Origin of the sequence: Sagittula sp. NFXS13 (assembly GCF_040148795.1) — a bacterium.
GTDB lineage: Bacteria > Pseudomonadota > Alphaproteobacteria > Rhodobacterales > Rhodobacteraceae > Sagittula > Sagittula marina.
This window is the reverse complement of record NZ_JAGEMH010000002.1, coordinates 62,455-84,434: the sequence shown is the minus strand read 5'-3', so window position 1 is coordinate 84,434 and position 21,980 is coordinate 62,455. Positions and strand designations below refer to the sequence as shown.

The 21,980-nt window shown below is 59.9% G+C and carries 18 protein-coding genes; 6 read left to right on the top strand and 12 right to left on the bottom strand.

What is annotated here, in order from left to right:
• Nucleotides 1–73: 73 nt before the first annotated feature.
• The 6 genes from J4E08_RS04810 to hslO form a co-directional block, all read right to left on the bottom strand.
• A complete protein-coding gene (locus J4E08_RS04810; RefSeq protein ID WP_349537523.1) occupies nt 74–1,828 on the bottom strand; it encodes an ABC transporter ATP-binding protein in 1,755 nt (584 codons plus the stop codon).
• Between the two features lie 74 nt (nt 1,829–1,902).
• Nucleotides 1,903–3,744: an ABC transporter ATP-binding protein gene (locus J4E08_RS04805; protein ID WP_349537522.1), complete on the bottom strand. Its 1,842-nt coding sequence runs from the start codon at nt 3,742–3,744 to the stop codon at nt 1,903–1,905.
• Nucleotides 3,741–5,585, bottom strand: coding sequence for an ABC transporter ATP-binding protein (locus tag J4E08_RS04800; protein WP_349537521.1), 1,845 nt, complete (start codon nt 5,583–5,585; stop codon nt 3,741–3,743). Before J4E08_RS04800 ends, J4E08_RS04805 begins: the two co-directional genes overlap by 4 nt.
• A 178-nt stretch (nt 5,586–5,763) precedes the next feature.
• On the bottom strand, nt 5,764–6,918 hold the full coding sequence (locus J4E08_RS04795; RefSeq protein WP_349537520.1) for a CCA tRNA nucleotidyltransferase: 1,155 nt from the start codon (nt 6,916–6,918) through the stop codon (nt 5,764–5,766).
• The gene (locus J4E08_RS04790) at nt 6,915–7,517 is read right to left on the bottom strand and encodes a CoA pyrophosphatase (RefSeq protein WP_349537519.1); all 603 of its coding nucleotides are present in this window, start codon (nt 7,515–7,517) and stop codon (nt 6,915–6,917) included. Before J4E08_RS04790 ends, J4E08_RS04795 begins: the two co-directional genes overlap by 4 nt.
• A complete protein-coding gene (gene hslO / locus J4E08_RS04785) occupies nt 7,514–8,497 on the bottom strand; it encodes an Hsp33 family molecular chaperone HslO (RefSeq protein WP_349537518.1) in 984 nt (327 codons plus the stop codon). The genes J4E08_RS04790 and hslO overlap by 4 nt, the downstream gene beginning before the upstream one ends.
• Nucleotides 8,498–8,590: 93 nt before the next feature.
• Here hslO and J4E08_RS04780 point away from each other — a divergent pair, with 93 nt between their 5' ends.
• Nucleotides 8,591–9,025, top strand: coding sequence for an NUDIX hydrolase (locus J4E08_RS04780; protein ID WP_183962349.1), 435 nt, complete (start codon nt 8,591–8,593; stop codon nt 9,023–9,025).
• Here J4E08_RS04780 and J4E08_RS04775 read toward each other — a convergent pair whose 3' ends face one another.
• Nucleotides 9,026–10,282, bottom strand: coding sequence for a SpoIIE family protein phosphatase (locus J4E08_RS04775; RefSeq protein ID WP_183962976.1), 1,257 nt, complete (start codon nt 10,280–10,282; stop codon nt 9,026–9,028). It lies immediately after the preceding gene.
• Between the two features lie 177 nt (nt 10,283–10,459).
• On the opposite strand from J4E08_RS04775, the gene J4E08_RS04770 reads away from it, so the two are divergent.
• Complete coding sequence (locus tag J4E08_RS04770; RefSeq protein WP_349537517.1) at nt 10,460–10,795, top strand: Hpt domain-containing protein; 336 nt, start codon at nt 10,460–10,462, stop codon at nt 10,793–10,795.
• A gap of 36 nt (nt 10,796–10,831) precedes the next feature.
• On the opposite strand, the gene ilvA is transcribed toward J4E08_RS04770, so the two are convergent.
• Together ilvA and J4E08_RS04760 are read right to left on the bottom strand one after the other, a co-directional pair.
• Nucleotides 10,832–12,058, bottom strand: a complete 1,227-nt coding sequence (ilvA, locus tag J4E08_RS04765; protein WP_349537516.1) for a threonine ammonia-lyase IlvA — start codon at nt 12,056–12,058, stop codon at nt 10,832–10,834.
• 40 nt (nt 12,059–12,098) lie between these two features.
• A complete protein-coding gene (locus J4E08_RS04760; protein WP_349537515.1) occupies nt 12,099–12,818 on the bottom strand; it encodes a hypothetical protein in 720 nt (239 codons plus the stop codon).
• A gap of 139 nt (nt 12,819–12,957) precedes the next feature.
• Between J4E08_RS04760 and J4E08_RS04755 the strand changes: the two genes are divergently transcribed.
• On the top strand, nt 12,958–14,181 hold the full coding sequence (locus J4E08_RS04755) for an argininosuccinate synthase (protein ID WP_349537514.1): 1,224 nt from the start codon (nt 12,958–12,960) through the stop codon (nt 14,179–14,181).
• Nucleotides 14,182–14,305: 124 nt separating this feature from the next.
• Nucleotides 14,306–14,590 carry an SCP2 sterol-binding domain-containing protein gene (locus tag J4E08_RS04750; protein WP_349537513.1) on the top strand — a complete coding sequence of 95 codons (285 nt, stop codon included), beginning with the start codon at nt 14,306–14,308 and terminating at the stop codon, nt 14,588–14,590.
• A 165-nt stretch (nt 14,591–14,755) separates the two neighbouring features.
• On the opposite strand, the gene J4E08_RS04745 is transcribed toward J4E08_RS04750, so the two are convergent.
• A complete protein-coding gene (locus J4E08_RS04745; protein WP_349537512.1) occupies nt 14,756–15,172 on the bottom strand; it encodes a DUF7282 domain-containing protein in 417 nt (138 codons plus the stop codon).
• Nucleotides 15,173–15,407: 235 nt separating this feature from the next.
• Here J4E08_RS04745 and msrA point away from each other — a divergent pair, with 235 nt between their 5' ends.
• On the top strand, nt 15,408–16,052 hold the full coding sequence (gene msrA, locus J4E08_RS04740) for a peptide-methionine (S)-S-oxide reductase MsrA (RefSeq protein WP_502949243.1): 645 nt from the start codon (nt 15,408–15,410) through the stop codon (nt 16,050–16,052).
• Here the strand turns inward: msrA and J4E08_RS04735 are convergent, their stop codons facing one another.
• Together J4E08_RS04735 and J4E08_RS04730 are read right to left on the bottom strand one after the other, a co-directional pair.
• Nucleotides 16,053–16,919, bottom strand: coding sequence for a ribokinase (locus tag J4E08_RS04735; protein ID WP_349537511.1), 867 nt, complete (start codon nt 16,917–16,919; stop codon nt 16,053–16,055). It lies immediately after the preceding gene.
• A 49-nt stretch (nt 16,920–16,968) separates the two neighbouring features.
• Nucleotides 16,969–19,224, bottom strand: a complete 2,256-nt coding sequence (locus tag J4E08_RS04730) for an NADP-dependent malic enzyme (RefSeq protein ID WP_183962331.1) — start codon at nt 19,222–19,224, stop codon at nt 16,969–16,971.
• A gap of 117 nt (nt 19,225–19,341) precedes the next feature.
• On the opposite strand from J4E08_RS04730, the gene mutS reads away from it, so the two are divergent.
• A complete protein-coding gene (gene mutS / locus J4E08_RS04725; protein WP_349537510.1) occupies nt 19,342–21,960 on the top strand; it encodes a DNA mismatch repair protein MutS in 2,619 nt (872 codons plus the stop codon).
• The last annotated feature ends 20 nt before the right edge of the window (nt 21,961–21,980 follow it).

The window sequence follows — 21,980 nt, the reverse complement described above, 5'->3', positions numbered from 1 at the left end:
GGATATATCGATTACACCGCCCATGCCGCACAGACCATGGTCAGGGCAAGGGATTAGCGCAAATTTGCCACGGTCATTCGGCCGCCTCTGCGCCAAGGAAACCGCCAGACTGCCGTGCCCAATAGCGCGCATATAGACCCTGTTGCGCCAGAAGCTCGTCATGCGTGCCCTGTTCAACGATTTGCCCGTGGTCCATGACGATGATCCGATCCATGGCAGCGATGGTGCTAAGCCGGTGGGCGATAGCAATGACGGTCTTGCCCTGCATGACCTGCTCCAGAGCGGTCTGGATCTCTGCCTCCACCTCGGAATCGAGAGCGCTTGTCGCCTCGTCGAGGATCAGGATCGGCGCGTCTTTCAGAATCGCGCGAGCCAAAGCGATGCGTTGTCGCTGGCCACCGGACAATTTCACACCCCGTTCGCCGAGTCGCGCATCATAGCCAGCGCGCCCCTTGCTATCTGTCAGTGCAAGGATGAAATCGTGCGCAGACGCCCGCCGCGCGGCCTCAAAGACCTCTTGATCCGTCGCGTCGGGCCGACCGTAGCGAATGTTATCCATGGCAGAGCGGTTGAACATCGATGTGTCCTGCCGCACCACTGAGATCGCCTCACGCAGCGCGGTCTGTTTGAGGTCGCGAATGTCTGTGCCGCCCAGCAAAATTCGACCCTTTTCAACGTCATGCAGCCTTAAAAGCAACGACACCGCGGTGGATTTTCCGGCGCCGGAGGCCCCTACCAAGCCAATCTTCTGACCCTCGCCGATCGTCAGATCAAAGGCCCGCAAAGCGTTGGTTTCCCCGCCATAGGCAAAGCCGACCGCGTCGAAACGGATCGCACCGCGCGGCGCCGTATCGGCCGCCCCTGCCCGGTCCAAAATCGCGTGCGGCGGCGCCAGCGTTTCGACACCATCCTCAATCTCGCCCACTTGGGTGAAGATCGAGATGGCCACACGCCCCAGTCGATTGGTCAGCATGGACAGCCGCGTCGTCATCATCGCGGTCATGGCGATATCGCCGGCCGTTGCTGTACCGCGACTGAACAAGAAGAGCGCCAGCAGAATCGACACCATAGGCAGCAAGCCACCAAGCGTCATCAACACCATGCGAAACAGCGCCGAGAGTTCACCAAAATCGAGACTACTCAACCTGTAAACGTCCAACGTGTCGCGTGTGGTGCGATCCTCGTCGTCGTCCCGCGCAAAGAGTTTGACCGTCGAAATGTTGGAGTAGGTGTCCACGATCTGACCGATCACCTGGGTCCGCGCCCCGGCCCGTCTGGCGGATCGAACCTGCACGCGCGGGATGAAATAACGCAATGCAGCGGCATACAGGACACCCCAGATCACAAAGACCAACAGCAGCCGCCAGTCCACGCCCCCAAGGATAAAGAAGGACCCTGCGAACATGGCCAGCGCGTAAATCACCACGTCGGTGAGCTCGATCACCAGATCGGTCAGCGCACGCGCAACCTGGTTGGCCTTCTGGCTGATCCGCCCGGCGAAGTCGTTTTCGAAGAAGGCCATGGAGTGGCCAAGTGTGTGATTGTTGATCCGCGCAAGGATCAGCGGAAACAAGTTCGGGCTCAGCATCACGCCGCTCACGGCTGCATCGATCAGGAACAGGGCGGGACGGAACACCATGTAGAACCCGACGCCCACCAGGATTTGTGGCCAGAAGGCATCCCAGAACGCGCCCTGCCCCGCGGCTTGGGCGCTGTCGATCACCCATGCGGTGTAACGCGCCACGATGACTTCGGTTATCCCGACAACCAATGTCACGCAGATGGCCAGCGCGATGGCGTGCCAGGACCCTTTAAGCGCCCACCTCATAAATGGCAAAAGACCGCTTGGCGGCGGTCCGTCTGCTGGCTGGAATGGGTCGATCTTTGGCAGCCAGTTTCGGATCACTCTGCGGCCTCCTGTTTGTCCAACCCGATAAAGCCGCCAGATTGCCGATCCCAATAGCGGGCATATAGACCCTGTTGCGCCAGAAGATCCTCGTGGCTGCCTGCTTCGGCAATGCGCCCCTGATCAAGCACAATGATGCGGTCCATGCTGGAAATGGTCGACAGCCGGTGCGCAATGGCCAGCACGGTCTTCCCCTCCATCACGTGGTCCAGCGCCGTCTGGATCGAGGCCTCCACCTCGGAATCCAGGGCGCTGGTCGCTTCATCCAGGATCAGGATGGGTGCGTCCTTCAGAATGGCCCGGGCGAGAGCGATCCGTTGGCGTTGCCCGCCGGACAACTTCACCCCGCGTTCGCCCAAATGCGCGCCATAGCCTTGCCGTCCTTCGGCGTCTTGAAGATCCAGTATGAACTCATGCGCCTCTGCCCGGCGCGCGGCCTCGAACACCTGCTCATCCGTGGCGTCCGGACGACCGTAGCGAATGTTGTCCAAAGCGGAGCGATTGAACATGGACGTTTCCTGCGTGACCATGCCGATCTGCTGGCGCAGGCTGTCTTGGGTGACGTCGGCCACGTTTTGTCCATCAATGCGCAACGTGCCTTTTTCGGTGTCATAGAGCCGCATAAGCAACGCAACGAGCGTCGATTTGCCTGCGCCAGAGGCACCGACAATGGCCAGCTTTTCCCCCGGTGCGATGGTCAGGTCGATCCCCTCGATGCCGCCACTGTCGCCGCCGTAGGTAAAGGTGATCTGGTCGAAGTGGATACGTCCCTCTGTCACGTTCAGCGTACCGGCGTCAGGGGCATCGGTCAGGTCATGCGCCACGGACAACGTGTTCATGCCATCCTCGACCTCGCCCAGATGGCCGGAGATCACCATGATCGAGAAGCTGATCCAGCCGGTCATTTGAGCCAGCCTCAGCGATGCCCCCCCGATGGCGGCAATATCGCCCGGTGTCACGCTGTCGCGCAATACCACTGCCGCGCCAATCAATGCCACAGGCAGCAGCCCCGCGATGCAGATCAAGCCAAGGCGAAAGCTGGTGGTTGCCTCGCCAAAGCGCAGCGCCTTGGTTCGCAATTCATCCAGTGTGCCCAACGTTTTGGTATCTTCGTACTGGCGTCCGGCGAATAGCTTGACCGTCTTGATGTTGGACAGCGTATCCACCACCTGCCCCGACACCATAGCCCGTGCGCCTGCCCGGCTGGCAGAGCGGCTGCGGATCGTCGGCAGGTGACGCTTCAAGAACCACAAATACCCAACAAACCAAGCCAGAAGGATCAGCACCAACCAAAGGTTTACTGCCCCGAGCAGCGCAGCCGTGCCCAGCACCGTCGCCAGACCCAAGGTCAGGGCATTGACGCTTTCGATCACGGTCTCGGTCAGCGAGTTCGCGGCCTGCACCTTTTTCTGCGCCAACCGTCCGGCGAAATCGTTGTCAAAAAAACTGACGGATTGGTCGATGGTCCAGCGGTAAAGCCGCGTCATCACCAGATTGAATACATTCGGCCCGATCATCACCGTCTGTGTGAGCGCCAGTCCACCAAACAACAGCGGACGCAGTACCAGCATCAACGCGGCTGCGCCCAGGAACAAAGGCCAATGGTCGAGCAATGACCCGGCCTCACCTGCTGCATCCACAATTAATCCGAGCAGGTACATGGACAGAACTTCCGTGCTGCCTGCGGACAGCGAAATCAGTGCGCCCAGCAGGATCACCGGCCAAGCCCCCTTGAGCGCCCAGCGGATAAACCGTGCCAGCGTGCGCGGCGGCGGCCCCTCGGCCTGTGCGCGTGTGTCGATCAGGCCGCCGGCCTTGTGGATGATGTGTGCGATCATTCCGCTGCCTCTTCGTCGAGATCCAGAAACCCGCCCGATTGGCGCGCCCAGAAGCTGGCATATAGGCCACCCTGAGCCAAAAGCGCGTCATGGCTGCCATCCTCGACGATATGTCCCTGATCGATCACGAGGATCCGATCCATTCGGGCGATGGTGGACAGGCGGTGCGCGATGGCGATGACAGTCTTGCCCTCCATCATGCCGTAAAGCGTATCCTGTATGGCGGCTTCGACCTCTGAGTCCAGCGCGCTGGTGGCCTCGTCGAGGATCAGGATTGGCGCATCCTTCAGGATGATGCGTGCCAAAGTCACACGCTGGCGTTGCCCGCCAGACAGTTTCACCCCACGCTCGCCCACTTGGGCGTCGTAGCCTCGGCGCCCCTGCGGATCGGTGAGGTCCAGGATGAAATCATGCGCCTGTGCCTGTTTGGCGGCGGCAATCATTTGCGCCTCAGTCGCGTCTGGACGTCCATAGAGCAGGTTATCGCGGACGGATCGGTGCAACAGGCTCGATTCCTGCTGAACCATGCCAATGTTGGCCCGCAAACTGGCCTGTGTGACTTGCGTAATGTCCTGCCCGTCGATGCGGACTGTGCCGCTTTCGGGATCGTAAAACCGCAAAAGCAGCTTCACCAGCGTCGATTTCCCCGCGCCGGACCGGCCAACCAAGCCGACCTTCTGACCAGGCGCAATGGAGAGGTGGAGACTGTCCAAGCCGCCTGCCCCGCGACCGTAGTGATGCGACAATGCGTCGATCTCGATCCGACCTTGGGTCAATTGCAGCGGCTTAGCACCGGCTGCGTCCGTCAGGTCAATGGGCTGGGCGATGGTTTCCATGCCTTCCTGAACGATGCCCAACTCACGGAACAACGATGTCGTTGCCCACATGATCCAGCCGGTCATCGCGTTCAGCCGCAAGACCAGAGCCGTCGCCGCAGCCACCGCCCCAGCGGAGGTGGCGCTGTTCAACCACAGCGCCAGAGCCATTCCAACAACCCCCACGATCAACAACGCGTTGAGCACGTTCAGAACCAGATCCATGGTGGTATAGAGCCGCATTTCGCGTTGAAAGGTCACGCGGCCATGCTCGATCGCCTCTTGTGCGTAATCCATCTCGCGGTCGTGATGGTCGAACATCTTCACCGATTGAATGTTGGTGTAGGCATCCACCACGCGCCCGTTGATCTGGCTGCGGGCGTCAGAGCTGGCCTTGGATGCGGGCGCCACATGCTTGATCGTCCAGCGGATCAATCCTGCGTAGAGCAGCATCCAGACCCCGAGCGGCACCATCAACAGAGGGTCCATGTCCCCCAACAGCACCATCGCGCCAATGACATAGGCCAGCGAAAACGTCACCGCATCGAACACCTGAAACGCCACTTCACCCGTCGCGGGCGGCGTTTGCATGATACGGTTGGCTATGCGCCCGGCAAAGTCGTTCTCGAACCAGCCGACGGACTGCCTCAGCACATGCCCATGCGCGCGGTAGCGCACGAGCGTGCCAAGGTTTGGCAGGATGGTTTGGTTGATCAGAGCCACATCGAACACGTTCAAAAGCGGGCGCAGGATCAGCAGGAACAGCGCCAGAAAGATCAGCGTGGCCCCATGCGTGGCCCAGACTTGCGCCGGATCGCCATCGAGGATGTCCACCACCCAGCCCATGCCGTAGATCAAACCGATCTCGACCGTGGCCGTCAGGATCGAGGTCACGGTGGCAATCATGAACACCCCCCTAAACGGGCGCGTGTACTGCATCAGAAAGGGGAAAAGCCGCTTGGGGGGTGTGTCGGTGCGCGGATATTCGGCGTAAGGGTCGACGAGATTTTCAAAGAAGCGGAACATTCGGATCGCCTTTTGGTGGGCGTGGATCGGGCATGACGATAGAGCGCGGGGGCCTGAGGCTGCCCGCGCGTGCAGGGTCAGTCAGACAAAGCTGGGCAGGGACCGTGCAATCATCATCAGGTTGGCTCCGAGTGCGTTCAGTCTCGGTTTAGCCCGGTTGGATGCTCATGTCACGCATTTATAGCTGGGCCAGCAACGCCGCCTTGGCGAGCGTAAAGCCAGAGTCAATCCAGTTCCGCTCCAGCCGCTTGAGCGCATCGCCCAGCGCCTTGCCTTGATACGCTGTCTGCAGGTCTTTTCCCCGTAAGGGAAACCGCGCATTTGCGGCGTGCTCAAGAGCCTGTCGGTCGATCTGAGGCAGGGGCGTCTCAAAGCTTGCAGCGCGCGCTGCCAAGACATCCAGGGCAATGTCGACACCATGGCGATACGCGATTTCAATCGGGGATTGGGTCACGCCTATCAAATCCTGATAGAGTGCCAGACGCTTTTGCTTTGGCTTGGACAGACGGAGCGAGCGACCGTCCGATACCCCCATGACTGCGAGACGACGAAGAGGCTCCGGCGGTAGCATGAGGCTCTGCTCGTGCACCAGAAGCGGGCCAAGCGGCACCTCGGTCGCGCCGGGCAGCACCTTTGCCAGAACGCCGGTGCGCGCCATGATACAGGCGGCGGGGTAGGGGTCAGGCGCACCGAACAGTTTTACCAACTCTTGCCCCACACGTTCGCGAGACAGCAGGTCCAATCCATCAAGATTGCTGGAAATGGCGGACATGGCATCTGGGTCCACGCCATCCGCCGGGTCGCCGTACCAGGCGAAGAACCGGAAGTAGCGCAGGCTGCGCAGATAGTCCTCGCGAATACGCCGATCCGCATCTTCGATGAAGCGAACCCGTCGCGCGCGCAGATCCGGCAGACCGCCGAGCGGGTCCAGTACATGCCCATCTTTATCCGCGTACAGCGCATTCATGGTGAAATCGCGCCGCACAGCGTCGGCGTGAATATCATCCGAAAAAGACACGACAGCGCGTCGACCATCCGTCTCTACGTCGGCGCGAAAGGTGGTGACCTCATAGCCCTGACGGCCTGCCACGACAGTGATTGTACCGTGTTCAAGACCGGTGGGGACAGGTTTCAGGCCCGCCGTCCGGGCCAATTCCATCACTGTCTCGGGCCGTGCAGAGGTAGAGATGTCCACATCCGCGACCGGCTCTCCCAACAATGCGTTTCGGACACAGCCGCCAACGGCGTAGGCCTGATGACCAGCATTCTCCAACATGGCGAAGACAGCCTGCGTGCCGGGCGTGGTCAGCCAGTCGCCGGAAACGGTGGTCATGCCACCCGCTCTGCCAATGCGCGCAGCATCCGCGCCGTGGCGCCCCAAATGTAATAGGGACCGAAAGGGACGGTGTAATAGAGCCGCCTTTGGCCGCGCCAGCGCCGGTGCTGAACGCTATAGCGCGCCGGATCCATGACGTGATCGAACGGCGTGTAAAACACTTCCTCAACCTCGCCGGGTTCGCGCACCGGAACAAATGGCGTGTGAATCAACGCCAAAACCGGTGTCACGGTGAATGAGGTCACAGTCTCATGGGCGGGCAGGGTGCCCAGCACTTCGACATGTCCGGAGGGCAGAGCGACCTCCTCCCGTGCTTCCCGCAGTGCGGCGGCCACCTCGTCCGCATCACCGGGATCGACCTTGCCGCCGGGAAAGGCGATCTGTCCGGGATGATGCTTGAGGTGGGACGACCGCTTGGTCAACAGAAGATGCAACCCGTCTTCGCGCGGCTCAAAGGCCACCAGAACCCCGGCGGCCCGCAGTTTGCGCCCCTCTGCCGGGGTCACCTCCGGGTTCAGGTCAAAATCCGAAGACGGCGCGCCAACCAATCCGGAAGCGCGCCGCAAAGCGTTTATCTGGTCGTCGACCTTGGTCACTTCCCGTTGTCCGCCTCGAAGCCGACGGTCTTGGGATCCAGCTCGTAATGCGCGCTGCAGAATTGGCAATCCGCAGTGACGAGGCCGTCGTCGGTCGTCATCTTCTCAATATCCTTGGCCGAGTAGATCGACAGCGACTGGCGCACCCGGTCCTCGGAGCAAGTACACCCGAACCGGATCTGCTGGCTGTCATAAACGCGGGGCTGTTCGTCGTGAAACAAACGCACAAGCAGATCAGTCGGCGGGACGGAGGGGCCAATAAGTTCCAGCTCTTCCACCGTGCCGAGGTGCATATTCACCCGGCTCCAATTCTCCTGCTCGTCACCGCCGAGCAGATCTTGCGCCGCGACGAGGCTGTCTTCACCCGAGGGCGCGTCCTTGGCGTAGGGCGACGCTTTTGGCATGTGTTGCAACATGATCCCGCCCGCGCGCCATTTCTCCGCCTGACCGGACTCGGTCGAGCGACCGTAAGACAGCGCAAAGGTGGTCGGCAGCTGCTCAGACTGCGCAAAATAGGCCGCTGCACAGTCAGACAGGCTTGTCCCGGCGATGGGCGTGATGCCCTGATAGGGTTGCATGCCAGTGCCCTGATCGATCATGACCGCAAAGTAGCCCGTCCCCAACTGCTGGAACGGCGAATCATCAGTGATCCGATCGGCATCAAAGCTGGCGTAGGCGCGAATGCGCGCAGGCTCACCTTCGGCCTCGGGACCATAATAGTCGGTGGCGATCATGCGCACCGGCCCATTGGTCTGAACTTGCAGAGAAAGTTTCCAACGCAGCTTGATCGTCTGACCAATCAGAGCGGTCAGCAAGGCCATTTCGGCCACCAGCGCTTCGACGGGCGCGGGGTAATTGTGCTGTTGCAGGACGCCTGACAACACTCCGTCGAGACGGGCCACGCGGCCACGCATGTCGGAGCGGTCAAGTTGGAAGGGCAGGACGGTGTCGTCCCAGGCGATCTTGTCACCGAAGCTCATGAGGAGATCCTTGGGGGTTTTCTTGGGTGCCAATGGCTGGCAGTTAAGGCGAGCATATAGGCGCTATGGCAGAAAACGCAAAGGGGGCAGAGCATGCGCAGGTACGGTGAGGCCCCGATTGACGGGCAAAATTACATTTTTCGACCCGGTGTGTATGCGGTTTTGCCACAGGGCAATGATCTGCTGCTGACCCATCAGTCAGAGCCGTTCCCCGAATATCAGCTGCCAGGAGGTGGCATTGATCCCGGTGAAAGCCCATTGCAGGCGCTGCATCGCGAAGTGTGGGAGGAAACCGGCTGGAAGATCGCAAACCCGCGCAGACTGGGGGCCTTTCGGCGTTTCACTTGGATGCCTGAATACGAAATATGGGCTGAAAAGCTATGCATGCTGTATGTCGCGCGGCCTGTCCTGCGATTGGTTGAGCCAATTGAACCCGGTCATTCTGCTGTCTGGATGGACGCCAATCAAGCCGTCAGAGAGTTGGGCAATCCGGGCGAACGTGACATCGTGGCGCGGTATCTGCGCTGATCAGGTCGGTCGTGACAGCACGTCATACTCCAACAAGGCGGCGGATACATCGTCGCCCAGCTTCTCGGAATCGGCCATTTCTGCGGTGAGGCGCCAAAACATATCCTCCATGATGTCAGGTCCGCTTCCCGCGGCAGCACTCTCTCGGAACAGGCGGACGAGACCGTCGTCGCCAAGCATTTCGCCGTTTTTCATCACTGCTTCGGTAAAGCCATCTGAATACAGCAGGAGCAGATCGCCTTTGTGCAGCATGAATTCATGCTGGTCGTAGCTGACCTCCTCGACCAGGCCGATGGGCAAACCGCCATCGCCAATGAATTCCGTCCGGCCATCCGCACGCAGAAGAAGCGGCGGCGAATGACCCGCCTGCACCATGCGCATCCGTCCTGTCGACAGGTCGGCGGCGACATAGGCCATCGTCAGGTACTCCTCCACTCCCGGGTCGGCGGAGAGCCGTTCGTTGAGCATCTTTGCAGCTTCTGCCGGTTCACGCATGGTAAACGTGCCGTCGAAGCCACGGTTCAGCGCGAGGTTCTGTTCCGGGAAGGTGCTGGAAAGATATCCTGCAACCCGCGCCGTCACCATTGCAGAGGTGATGCCATGCCCCGAAACATCGATACTATACAGTCCGAGGTCGGTGCCGCCCGGCCGAAACATGCCCACCAGATCCCCGCCCACGTGACCACAGGGTTGCAACAACAGGCTCACGCGCGATGTCGCCAATTCGCAGACACGTTCTGGCACCAAAGATTGCTGAATCGTCCGCGCCTGGCGCAGATCGTTGTCGATGGCCTGATGGATCTCACGCAGCTCTTCCAGCGCGACCGAGAGGTCGCGGTTTTTTTCCGACAATTGGCGTTGCATGAACAGGATCCGCTCGCCCGCATTGATCCGGGCACGCAATTCGTCGTTGCTGACCGGCTTGGTCAGGAAATCATCTGCACCGGCATCCAGTCCTTGAGCCACATCACCCTTTTCGCTTTTGGAGGTTACGAGAATAAAATATCCGTACCCCTCGTGATCCAATTCACGAAAGCGACGACACAATTCCAGCCCGCTCATCCCAGGCATCATCCAGTCGGAAAGCACCAGATCCGGAGGATCGGTAGCGCAAATTTTCAACGCCTGTGGGCCGGATTCCGCGGTCATCACCTCGAATCCCCAACGTTTGAGCACGCTGCCGACCAGCTTGAGCTGCAAACGGCTGTCGTCGACGACCAGCACCCGCCGGATAGAGGCCGTGAGCTGCCGAGGCATATTCAGAGGATCTGCCTGCAAACCAAGCCCCTTGTTCATCTTCGCCTGTTCGGCACAGGTGTTACCCTGGCACCGTTAACAGCACCTCAAAGATCAAAGTCGATCTAAATTCGCTGTCATCGAAAGATCGCGTTCACCTTATATCGGTACAAGATTTGCGTGAGCAGGAGGTGACGCATGATAGATTGGGCACGGGTGCACGAGCTGGTTGACGAAATCGGTGCCGAAGATTTCGCCGAAGTGGTCGAGCTGTTTCTGCTGGAGGTCGAAGGCGCGATTTCCATTCTGGACACGGCCGATTCCGACCTGGTGATTGTCGAGGAACAGATGCATTTCCTGAAAGGGGCGGCGCTGAACCTAGGGTTCGAGATGTTGGCGCAACTCTGTCTCAAGGGGGAAAAGGCAGCCAATGCCGGACGGCCCAATGTGGTGACCGTCGAACAGATTCGGCAGATTTATCAAACTTCGCGCGCGCAGTTCGAGCAGGATCTGCCAAAGCGTATCGCAGCTTGAGCCCAGAGGTCCGACGGCCTTACGGGCCGCCAACGATCAGATCACAAATTGCGCGAGGATCTCGTCGTCGGTGATATCTTGATAGCTGAACCCATGCGCCGTGATCTGGGCAAAGAGCCTCTCGAAATTCTCTGGCGCGCTGGTTTCGATCCCGATCAGAACAGACCCAAAGTTGCGCGCCGATTTCTTGAGGTATTCAAACCGCGCAATATCATCCTCCGGACCCAGCAGGTTCAGGAAATCTTTTAGCGCGCCCGGCCTTTGGGGCAGGCGGAGGATGAAATACTTCTTTATGCCGGAATAGCGCTGCCCACGCTCCTTAACCTCCGGCAGTCGCTCAAAGTCAAAGTTCCCCCCAGACGTGATGCAAACCACAGTGCGGCCAAGGATGCCTTGGCCAAGATCCTTCAACGCATCCACCGACAAGGCACCCGCAGGTTCCAGGACCACGCCTTCGACATTCAGCATCTCCATCATGGTGGTGCAGAGACGGTCCTCGGGAATGGTCAGAGAGTTCGCAAGACCGACCCCTTTCAACCGGGCAAACGTACGTTCCCCGATTTTCGCCACCGCCGCGCCGTCGGCAAAGGTGTTTACTGTCTCCAATGCCACAGGCTTACCCGCCATCAGCGCCGCGCGCAGACACGCACCACCAGATGGTTCGACAAACGTATATTGCGTATCCGTCCCGAAATAGGACAACACCCCGGCGCTCAAACCGCCACCGCCGACAGGGATGACCATGTGGTCAGGCACACGACCAAGCTGGCGCTCGATCTCAACTGCGACAGAAGCTTGCCCCTCGATCACATCCTCATCGTCAAAAGGCGACAGAAAGTGTCCGTCCGCCTCGGCACAGTACGCCTGAGCCGCAGTGAGACAGTCATCGAAGTAATCCCCGGTCAGGCGAATCTCGATGTTGTCGCCCCCAAACATGCGGGTCTTCTGAATTTTTTGCTGCGGCGTCGTGACCGGCATGTAGATCACGCCTTTCACGTCCAGATGGCGGCACATGAACGCCACACCCTGTGCGTGGTTCCCGGCACTCGCCGCCACATACAGCCCCACATCGGGCCGCTTGCGCATGGCGTTGAACGCGCCGCGCAGCTTGTAAGAGCGCACAGGCGAGAGATCCTCGCGCTTGAGATAGACATCGGCCCCGAAGCGCGCCGACAGGTGATCGTTGCGCAGCAAGGGCGTGGCGGGGAAAACTTCGCGCATGGCCTCTTCGGCAGCGCGGGCGAGAGCGTTGAAATCTGTCATGGGCTTTCGTTTCACGAGAAACAGGGTTTAGGCAAGAGCTTTACTCCCCCATGACTGTGCGTCGGTACACGACCGTGACCGCACTGGTGAACGCCAGCACTTGGATCCAGAAGGCCGCGACGATGAACAACGGCTCGTAGGCAGAAATCTCGGCTCCCTCCGGCGCCATCGGAAATTTCAAAATGGAGCTCAGAAACAGCGTTCCCGCAGCCAGACCAAGACAGGCGCGATTGGCACCCCGCGTGGCGCGCCAAGCCTCACCTCTTGTCAGGGGGGCACCGACCGGCACCCCGGCCAGAACGGGACTGATACGGTGAAAGACAAATGCCAACCCCAGGTAAAGCGTGATGTAGCGGACCCACTCCCCCGTTGGGCGAAGAGTCCAGAAATGGTCTGTCGTTGCGACCACACCCTCTGCCACCACCCAGAACCCGCAGGCCAAACCAAACAGCCGCAGGCCATAGCGCCGCCATGCCCGAGGCGGAAACAGGCCGCCGATGGCTGTCTGAGGCTCGCCCAGCAGCACCAGTCGCATCCATCGGATCGCAAACCAAGCATGGCAAAAACACAGCGCCAACAGCTCCAACAAAACAAAGCACAGGTAGGACAGACCTGTCGACGGCTCGCCACCAGCGTATAGACGGCCCAGCATCCAAATCCCCAGTCCGCACAGAACGGGCAGCACCGACAGCCGCAGGGCCGCAAAGATGCGCTGGTTCAAAAGGCCAAGCGTGGGCCGGAGAAAAGCGAAAAACCCCAAGGTCACATCCTAGTGCGGCGAAGCAATTCATCTTAAAGGCGGATGCTTGCCCTTGCTGTCAAGGCTCACGAAGGCGCGCACCTTGCCGTCAAGGCAAAAACCCGCTATCGCGCGTGCGATCCGAACAAAGGGAAACATTATGTCCGCGCCCAAGAAAGTCGTGCTGGCCTACTCCGGTGGCCTTGATACCTCGATCATCCTGAAGTGGCTTCAGACCGAATACGGTTGCGAGGTGGTGACCTTTACCGCCGACCTGGGCCAGGGCGAAGAGCTGGAACCGGCGCGTAAAAAGGCTGAGCTGCTCGGTATTCCATCTGAAAACATTTACATTGAGGATGTGCGTGAAGAGTTCGTAAAGGACTTCGTCTTTCCGATGTTCCGCGCAAATGCGGTCTACGAGGGGCTGTACCTACTGGGCACGTCCATCGCCCGCCCGCTGATCTCCAAGCGTCTGGTGGAAATTGCGCGTGAAACCGGCGCCGATGCCATCGCACACGGCGCGACCGGCAAGGGCAACGATCAGGTCCGCTTTGAGCTGTCCGCAGCCGCGCTCGACCCCGATATCAAATGCATCGCGCCATGGCGTGAGTGGGATTTGACCTCGCGCACAAAGTTGCTGGAATTCGCCGAGGCAAACCAGATCCCGATCGCCAAGGACAAACGCGGCGAGGCTCCGTTCTCCGTCGATGCGAACCTGCTGCACACCTCTTCCGAGGGCAAGGTGCTGGAAGACCCCGCCGTCATGGCGCCCGATTATGTGTTCCAGCGTACCGTCGCACCCGAAGATGCCCCCGAGACGCCGGAATACATCGAGATCACCTTTGACAAAGGTGACGCGGTTGCCATCAACGGCGAGGCCATGTCGCCCGCCACGATCCTGACCAAGCTGAACGAGCTTGGCGGCAAGCACGGTTGCGGACGTTTGGATTTTGTTGAAAACCGGTTCGTCGGCATGAAATCCCGCGGTATCTACGAGACGCCCGGTGGCACTGTTCTGCTCGAAGCGCATCGCGGCATCGAGCAGATCACGCTTGATTCCGGCGCGGGCCATCTGAAGGACAGCCTGATGCCGCGCTACGCGGAGCTGATCTACAATGGGTTCTGGTTTTCGCCCGAACGCGAGATGTTGCAGGCAGCCATCGACAAGTCACAAGAACTTGTGTCCGGCACGGTGCGTCTGAAGTTGTATAAGGGTTCGGCCACCTGTGTGGGGCGTTGGTCTGACAGCTCGTTGTATTCCGAGGCGCATGTGACCTTCGAGGATGACGCCGGCGCCTATGATCAAAAGGACGCGGCGGGCTTCATCCAGTTGAACGCACTTCGCCTGCGTCTTCTGGCCGCACGGAAACGTCGCTTGGGTTGATCATCTGTTAGCAGCGATTAGGAAGGCTCGCCCATGGCGGGCCTTTTTCATTTTGAGCCGTAACGTCGCCGTTGCGCCCGACGCCAGGGCTGCTCAGGTACCTGTGCGAAATGGGAGAACGGGCATGACCTTGAATGAAATCGCGGCAAAGATGCAACGCGGATTGGACAAACACCCTTTGGCTGAGACGATCAAATTTGACTGCGGCACGGACGGCGCGATCACGCTGGAGGAGGGCAAGGCTCTCACTGAGGACCGTCCAGCGCAATGCACCATACATATTTCGGAAAAGAACCTGTCGAAGCTCATCGCTGGCAACCTGAACCCGATGGCAGCCTTCGCCATGGGAAAAATCAAGGTCTCTGGCGATATGACCCTAGCCATGAAGCTGGGGCAGCTTCTTGGCTGACCGGGAAACGGCACAAGGTGCCCCGCAGGGCGGGACACCTTGGTAAACACATCACTCGTTAAGTACCCTAAGTACCTTTTACCGACACCAAACCACACGCACTCGTTACGAACCGACGTGGCAGGCAAGCCACCCAAAGAGCGGCACAGGCTTGCTGCGATGTATCTATTGCGCGGTGATCACGGTCATGACGAGCTTGTCGTCGATCTTGATCGGGCCGTCTTCCTTCGCACCGAGCGTGTATTCGAAGATGCCAGTCTCCGTACCGCCTGCTTCGGAATGGACCATCAACATCAGCATGTCGCCTGCGGCCACATCTTCGGTCAGGATCGCGGCCACATCCATCGTCTCACCCTTACGCAGCGGCGCATGACCAACAACGGGGCCCGGCTTCATCTCGGCGTCTGTACGGTGCACGACCAACCAGCCGTTGGCGTCTGCGACGATCTTGTCGGCCGACACGACGCCGTTTTCCACGGATTGGTCAGAGGCGTCGACCATCGGTGTCATGGAGTGGCTGGCCGCGAACGCGGTGGAAGCTGTTGCGATCAAAGCGGCGGCGGTCAAAATACGCGTTTTCATACTAAAATCCTTTCGAAATAGGCTGGCGAACCGATGAACGATCCGTCCTGGACGCCCTTAGTCACGCTGTGCGCGGGGGTGTAGTTTCAAAATTTTTAATTTTTTTAATTGTCTTCATGAGAACGCGCCTGGCACCGGCCTTCACGCGCCGGTCACCATAAGGTGAAAGCGTGCTTCATACTGTTGCCAGACAGAAGAGACCGTGGGCAGGCTGGCTGCAAAGAGGAGACCAGTCATGACCAACTTTCGCAAATCCTGCCTGGGGGCGTTGTCCCTGATGATCGTCACCGGCGCACAGGCCCAACCAGCCGACGCCGCCGAAATCACCGTCGCAGGTGGCTGTTTCTGGTGCGTCGAGGCCGACTTCGAAAAGGTCAAAGGCGTATCAGAGGCTGTCTCTGGCTTTACCGGCGGGACGGTTGCCAACCCGACGTACAAGCAAGTGACGCGCGGCGGCACTGGTCACTATGAGGCGGTCGAAATCACATACGATCCGTCTCAGGTAACTGCGAAAGCGCTGTATGACACGTTCTTCCGCTCGATTGACCCGACGGACGCGGGGGGCCAGTTCTGCGACCGGGGCGACAGCTATCGCACGGCGATTTTCGTGGACGGGCCGGACCAACGCAAAGCAGCCGAAGCCGCAAAAGCTGCGGCGGAACAGGCTTTGGGCCAGTCCATCGTGACGCCAATTCTGGACGGCGCGGCCTTCTATCAAGCCGAGGATTACCATCAGGACTATTACAAAGGCGAAGACCGCATCCTGACACGCTTTGGCCCAATCAAGATGAAAGATGCCTACAAACGTTACCGTGACGCCTGCGGGCGAGATGCCCGAGTCAAAGAGCTTTGGGGCGACGCAGCGCCGTTCGTAAACTGATTACGACGGGAAGGCATCGCGCACGTCCTTGAGGTCCGGGATCACATCCGCCGTGCCTTGGCGCTGGACCATCAGGGCGCCGGCTTTCTGGGCGAGCCGAATGGCCTGTTCCATCGGCTCGCCGCGGTCCAGACCCGCCAGCAAATAGCCGGTAAAGGTATCGCCAGCCCCGGTGGTATCCACTGGGGTGACTTTGTGGGCCGAAAAGTCCTGCGCCTGTTTCCCGTGAAACCAGCGGCACCCTTTGGCCCCAAGGGTCATCACAACATCCGGAACGCCGATGTCTGTCAGCGTCTGGCCTGTGGCCGTCTCCAGCTGCTGCGCTTCGACCTGGTTCAGCACCAAAAGGTCGAGGTCGCCAAGAACGGCCTGAATCGCGTCTGCGTCGAACGGCGCGGCAGCGTAGGCCACGCGCATCCCTTTGGACGCAGCGATGCGCACGGCGTCGGCCTGCATATTGGTTTCGTTCTGGGTGACGAACGTATCGCCCTGCGTCGCCTCCGACAGGGCCGCAATCACGGAAGACATGGAAATCTCTCGGTTCGCGCCCGGATGAATGACAATCGTATTTTCGCCCGTTTCATCAACATAGATGATGGCGTGACCCGTGGTCTCGGCGCGCTGGATGTGCTGTGTGTGGACGCCGCTTTCCATCAGGCTCTGGACCGCCCAATCGCCATCGCGGCCAACCGCGCCGATATGCACCACGCGTCCGGCCGCGCGCGCCGCCGCGATGGACATATTCGCGCCCTTGCCCCCAAGTCCGCGCTGAAAACCAGTGGTGGAGAGAGTTTCACCGGGCAGGGGCAAGTGCGGCACGCGGTACACTATGTCCGCGTTGATAGATCCGAGGTTGAAGATCGTCATGGGCACTCCGAGGCGTAGGGTGGGGCTGTTGCCCCACCTTAGCCCCGAATTAACCGACCTTACAGGCCGACAGAACCGCCATGTTCAAGATATCGTTCGCCGTCGCGTTGGTCGAACAGATCTGGATGGAGTGATCGACACCCGCAAGGATCGGGCCGATCACCGTAGCGCCTGCCATTTCCTGCATCAGCTTGACAGATATCGACGCCGAGTGCCGCGCCGGCACCACAAGGATGTTGGCCGGACCGCTAAGACGCTGGAACGGATACGCGGCGCGTGCCTTTTCGTTCAGGGCGACATCCACCGTCATTTCACCTTCGTACTCGAACGACACCTTACGACGGTCCAGAACTCGCGGCGCAAGATGCATTTTTTCCGCGCGCTCAGACACCGGATAGCCAAAGGTGGAGAAGCTGACAAAAGCCACGCGTGGCTCAAGGCCGAGGTGCTTTGCAACATCGGCGGCACGTTCCGCGATGGTGGCGAGATCCTCCTCATCGGGCCATTCATGGACCAGCGTGTCGGAAATCAGAACCACTTTGCCCTTGTGCAGGATCGCCGTAACACCGGCTGCACCGTGTTTGGCATCGGCGTCGAACACGTGGTTCAACAACTGCATCACGTGCGCGGATTTGCGCGTCGCCCCGGTCACAAGCCCGTCTCCGTGCCCGTGCGCCAACATCAGCGCGGCAAATACGTGGCGGTCTCGCGCTGCTAGACGGTGGATGTCCTGCCGGTCCATGCCACGTCGCTGCAACCGCTCGTAAAGAAAGTCCTTATACATATCGAGGTGACGCGTGTTGGCGGCGTTCACCACCTCCAGCTCACGCACGGCGTCAGCGAGCCCGGCCTCTTCCAGCTTTTGCTTTACGTCGGAATCACGGCCCACGACCAACGCCTTGCCGAAGCCATTGCGCTGGTACATCACCGCCGCCCGCAAGACGCGTGGATCGTCACCCTCGGCAAAGATCATACGCGCCTGTGCCGCACGGGCCCGGTTGTTGATCGACCGAAGGATCGGCGTGGTCGGGTCCATGCGACCCTTCAGCCGCTCAGTGTACCCTTCCATATCCACAATAGGACGGCGCGCCGCACCGGTGTCCATACCGGCCTTTGCCACGGCGGGCGGAATGCGCCAGATCAGCCGGGGATCGAACGGCGTCGGGATGATGTAGTCACGGCCAAAGGACAGCGTCTTGCCATAGGCGAGACCAACCTCGTCAGGCACATCCTCGCGCGCCAGTTCGGCGAGCGCCTCGGCACAGGCGATTTTCATCTCGTCGTTGATTGCGCGGGCGTGAATGTCCAATGCGCCCCGGAACAGATAGGGAAATCCGAGGACGTTGTTCACCTGGTTCGGATAATCTGAACGACCGGTTGCGACGATGGCGTCGGGACGCACTTCATGAGCCTCTTCCGGGGTGATCTCCGGATCGGGATTGGCCATGGCGAAAATAACCGGGTCGTCGGCCATGTCCTGAACCATCTGTTGCGTGACCGCCCCTTTTGCAGAGACGCCAAGGAACACATCTGCGCCCTTCATGGCGTCTTCGAGCGTGCGCAATTCCGTGGCTACGGCGTGGGCCGATTTCCACTGGTTCATACCTTCTGTGCGCCCTTGGTAGATCACGCCCTTGGTGTCACAGACGATACAATGGTCGTTTTTGGCTCCCATGGATTTCAGCAGTTCGATGCAAGCGATGCCAGCCGCACCTGCGCCGTTCAGCACGATTTTCACGTCTTCGATCTTTTTGCCCGACAGATGCAGGGCGTTGATCAAACCGGCGGCACAGATCACCGCGGTGCCGTGCTGGTCGTCGTGAAAGACGGGGATGTCCATCTCTTCCTTCAGGCGCTGCTCGATGATGAAGCATTCGGGCGCCTTGATGTCTTCGAGGTTGATCCCTCCGAAGGTCGGGCCCATCAGACGCACCGCCTCGCAGAAGGCATCGGGGTCTTCGGTGTCCAGCTCAATGTCGATGGAGTTCACATCGGCAAAACGCTTGAAGAGAACAGATTTGCCCTCCATCACCGGTTTTGACCCTAGCGCCCCCAGATTGCCCAGCCCCAGAACCGCAGTCCCGTTGGAAATCACCGCGACGAGGTTGCCCTTATTGGTGTAATCATACGCCAGTTCGGGGTTTGCAGCGATATCTTCGCAAGGCACGGCCACACCCGGAGAGTAAGCCAGCGACAGGTCGCGCTGCGTGGTCATAGGGACCGTGGCCGTGACCTCCCACTTGCCGGGAGTCGGTTCGAGGTGAAAGGCGAGGGCTTCCTCGCGGGTGAACTTCACTTTTGACATGTGATCCTGCCTGGAAATCTGGTTTTACCCATGGGTCGGTGGCCTTACTGTCACGGCGAACGGACGGGGAAAAGAGTTGTGAGCGCTAACAAAGGAAATAAAAGTACCGTCACACCCATGATGGCGCAATATTTGGAAATCAAAGCGCAGTACCCTGACGCTTTGCTGTTCTACCGCATGGGTGATTTCTATGAATTGTTCTTCGACGACGCGGTTGCGGCATCGGAGGCACTGGATATCGCCCTGACGAAACGCGGTAAACACGAGGGAGAGGATATCGCCATGTGCGGTGTACCTGTGCATGCGGCAGAAGGCTACCTTTTGACGCTGATCCGCAAGGGGTTCCGCGTCGCCGTCGGCGAGCAGTTGGAATCACCGGAAGAGGCCAAGAAACGCGGCTACAAGTCCGTAGTGAAACGCGATGTGGTGCGTCTGGTTACCCCGGGCACGTTGACAGAGGACACGCTGCTAGAAGCCAGGCGGCACAACTACCTGTGTGCTTTGGGCAATGTCAGAGACGAATGGGCATTGGCCTGGGCCGATATATCCACCGGGGCGTTTCATGTGATGCCCTTGGGCCAGGCGCGCATTGGCGCGGAATTGGCAAGGCTCGCGCCGTCCGAGGTGTTGGTGTCCGAAAAGACCGACGAGATGCTGCGAGAAGTTCTGGGCGACCTGGGGATCGAAGCAACCACACTTGGCGCATCTTCCTTTGACAGCGGCGCGGCGGACGGGCGGCTTTGTTCCACGTTTAACGTCGCGACGCTGGCTGGCTTCGGCACATTTGATCGCGCAGAGCTGTCCGCCATGGGTGCCTTGGTCGACTATCTCGACATCACGCAAAAGGGCCGTTTGCCGCTGCTCCTGCCACCAAAGCAGGAGGCTGGCGCAAGGCTGATGCAGATCGACGCCGCCACACGGCGCAATCTGGAACTGACGGCTGCCATGTCCGGCGGACGGGCAGGGAGCCTGCTGGCGACGATTGACCGCACGGTGACGGCCGGCGGTGCGCGCTTGCTGGAACGCCGGGTGTCTTCGCCCTCTCAGGATCTGTTGACCATACACGAACGCCTGGAAGCCGTGCGCTGGGGTGTCGAAGGCTCGTTCTCTGACGCATTGCGAGAGGTGCTGCGGCGGGTTCCCGACGTGGAACGCGCATTGTCTCGGCTCGCTTTGGACCGTGCCGGTCCCCGAGATCTAGCCGCCGTGCGCAACGCGCTGTCGCAGGCTTTGGGCCTGTCTGAACGCTTGGAGGGCGTAGACCTGCCGGCCCTTTTGGGCCGGAGTAGAGCCTGTTTGACCGGGCACGACGCTTTGTTGGAGCTTTTGGACTCCGCCTTGGTGGCCGAACCGCCTTTGCGTGTGGCCGACGGTGGGTTTATCGCGCCGGGGTACGATGACGGGCTGGACCAGTCCCGAACGCTGCGCGACGAGGGCAGGGGCGTCATTGCCCGGATGCAGGGGGAATACGCACAGGAAACCGGGATTGGCTCGCTTAAGATCAAGCACAACAACGTTTTGGGCTACTTTATCGAAGTCACAACCACCCACGCCGAGAAGATGCATGCGCTGAATGAAAGATTTATTCACCGTCAGACAACCGCCAACCAAGTGCGCTTCACCACAACTGAACTGTCGGAACTGGAAACGCGTATTCTGAATGCCGGCAACGATGTCGCCGAAATCGAAAAGCGGCTCTATGACACCTTAAAAGCCGAAATTCTAAGCTCCGCCAGCGTGCTGGGCGAACTGGCCAGCGCTCTGGCGGAATTCGATCTTGCGCTAGGGCTGGCCGAACTGGCGCGGCAGAGAGATTGGTGTCTGCCGCTCGTGGACGACAGTCGCGCGTTCCAGATCGACGGCGGGCGACATCCCGTGGTGGAGGCCGCTCTGCAGAAATCCGGAGACCCCTTCATCGCAAACGACTGTGGTCTGACGGCGGAGGGCGAGGCGGCGTCGGTCACGCTGCTGACGGGCCCCAACATGGCTGGTAAATCGACCTATCTGCGCCAGAACGCGCTGATCGCATTACTGGCTCAGATCGGCTCCTATGTTCCCGCACAGTCAGCGCATATAGGCGTGGTCAGCCAGATCTTCTCACGCGTGGGGGCCTCGGATGATCTTGCCCGTGGCAGATCGACCTTCATGGTGGAAATGGTGGAAACCGCAGCCATCCTCAACCAGGCCGACGCGCATGCCTTGGTCATTCTGGACGAGATCGGTCGCGGCACAGCGACCTATGACGGTTTGTCCATTGCCTGGGCCACGCTCGAACACCTTCATGAGGTAAACCGCGTGCGCGGTCTGTTTGCCACGCACTACCACGAATTGACGGTGTTGGCCGGCAAACTGGCGGGCGTGAAAAACGCCACAGTGGCGGTGAAAGAGTGGGAAGGCGACGTAATCTTTTTGCACGAAGTCCGAGAGGGGGCCGCAGATCGGTCCTACGGCGTGCAAGTTGCGCAACTCGCAGGGCTGCCAAAAGCGGTTATCACCCGCGCACGCGATGTCCTCGAAGCGTTGGAGAAGGGCGAGCGGGAACGCGCATCCCCCAAAGCGCTGATTGACGATTTGCCGCTGTTTTCTGTCGCAACAAAAGCCGCTCCACAGACGGTTTCACGGGAAACACCTTCGGAACTGGAAGAGCGGCTAAAATCCATCACGCCCGATGATATGTCGCCACGAGAGGCGCTGCAGGCGCTTTATGAGTTGAAGGGTCTGGCGAAATCTGTGTGACCTCGACCTTATGACTGAAA

Excerpts from the sequence above, each read along its gene's own strand:
- J4E08_RS04810 (WP_349537523.1), bottom strand. The coding sequence starts at position 1,828 with ATGAGGTGGGCGCTTAAAGGGTCCTGGCACGCCATCGCGCTGGCCATC.
- J4E08_RS04805 (WP_349537522.1), bottom strand. The coding sequence starts at position 3,744 with ATGATCGCACACATCATCCACAAGGCCGGCGGCCTGATCGACACACGC.
- J4E08_RS04800 (WP_349537521.1), bottom strand. The coding sequence starts at position 5,585 with ATGTTCCGCTTCTTTGAAAATCTCGTCGACCCTTACGCCGAATATCCG.
- J4E08_RS04795 (WP_349537520.1), bottom strand. The coding sequence starts at position 6,918 with ATGACCACCGTTTCCGGCGACTGGCTGACCACGCCCGGCACGCAGGCT.
- hslO (WP_349537518.1), bottom strand. The coding sequence starts at position 8,497 with ATGAGCTTCGGTGACAAGATCGCCTGGGACGACACCGTCCTGCCCTTC.
- J4E08_RS04780 (WP_183962349.1), top strand. The coding sequence starts at position 8,591 with ATGCGCAGGTACGGTGAGGCCCCGATTGACGGGCAAAATTACATTTTT.
- J4E08_RS04775 (WP_183962976.1), bottom strand. The coding sequence starts at position 10,282 with ATGCCTCGGCAGCTCACGGCCTCTATCCGGCGGGTGCTGGTCGTCGAC.
- J4E08_RS04770 (WP_349537517.1), top strand. The coding sequence starts at position 10,460 with ATGATAGATTGGGCACGGGTGCACGAGCTGGTTGACGAAATCGGTGCC.
- ilvA (WP_349537516.1), bottom strand. The coding sequence starts at position 12,058 with ATGACAGATTTCAACGCTCTCGCCCGCGCTGCCGAAGAGGCCATGCGC.
- J4E08_RS04755 (WP_349537514.1), top strand. The coding sequence starts at position 12,958 with ATGTCCGCGCCCAAGAAAGTCGTGCTGGCCTACTCCGGTGGCCTTGAT.
- J4E08_RS04750 (WP_349537513.1), top strand. The coding sequence starts at position 14,306 with ATGACCTTGAATGAAATCGCGGCAAAGATGCAACGCGGATTGGACAAA.
- J4E08_RS04745 (WP_349537512.1), bottom strand. The coding sequence starts at position 15,172 with ATGAAAACGCGTATTTTGACCGCCGCCGCTTTGATCGCAACAGCTTCC.
- msrA (WP_502949243.1), top strand. The coding sequence starts at position 15,408 with ATGACCAACTTTCGCAAATCCTGCCTGGGGGCGTTGTCCCTGATGATC.
- J4E08_RS04735 (WP_349537511.1), bottom strand. The coding sequence starts at position 16,919 with ATGACGATCTTCAACCTCGGATCTATCAACGCGGACATAGTGTACCGC.
- J4E08_RS04730 (WP_183962331.1), bottom strand. The coding sequence starts at position 19,224 with ATGTCAAAAGTGAAGTTCACCCGCGAGGAAGCCCTCGCCTTTCACCTC.
- mutS (WP_349537510.1), top strand. The coding sequence starts at position 19,342 with ATGATGGCGCAATATTTGGAAATCAAAGCGCAGTACCCTGACGCTTTG.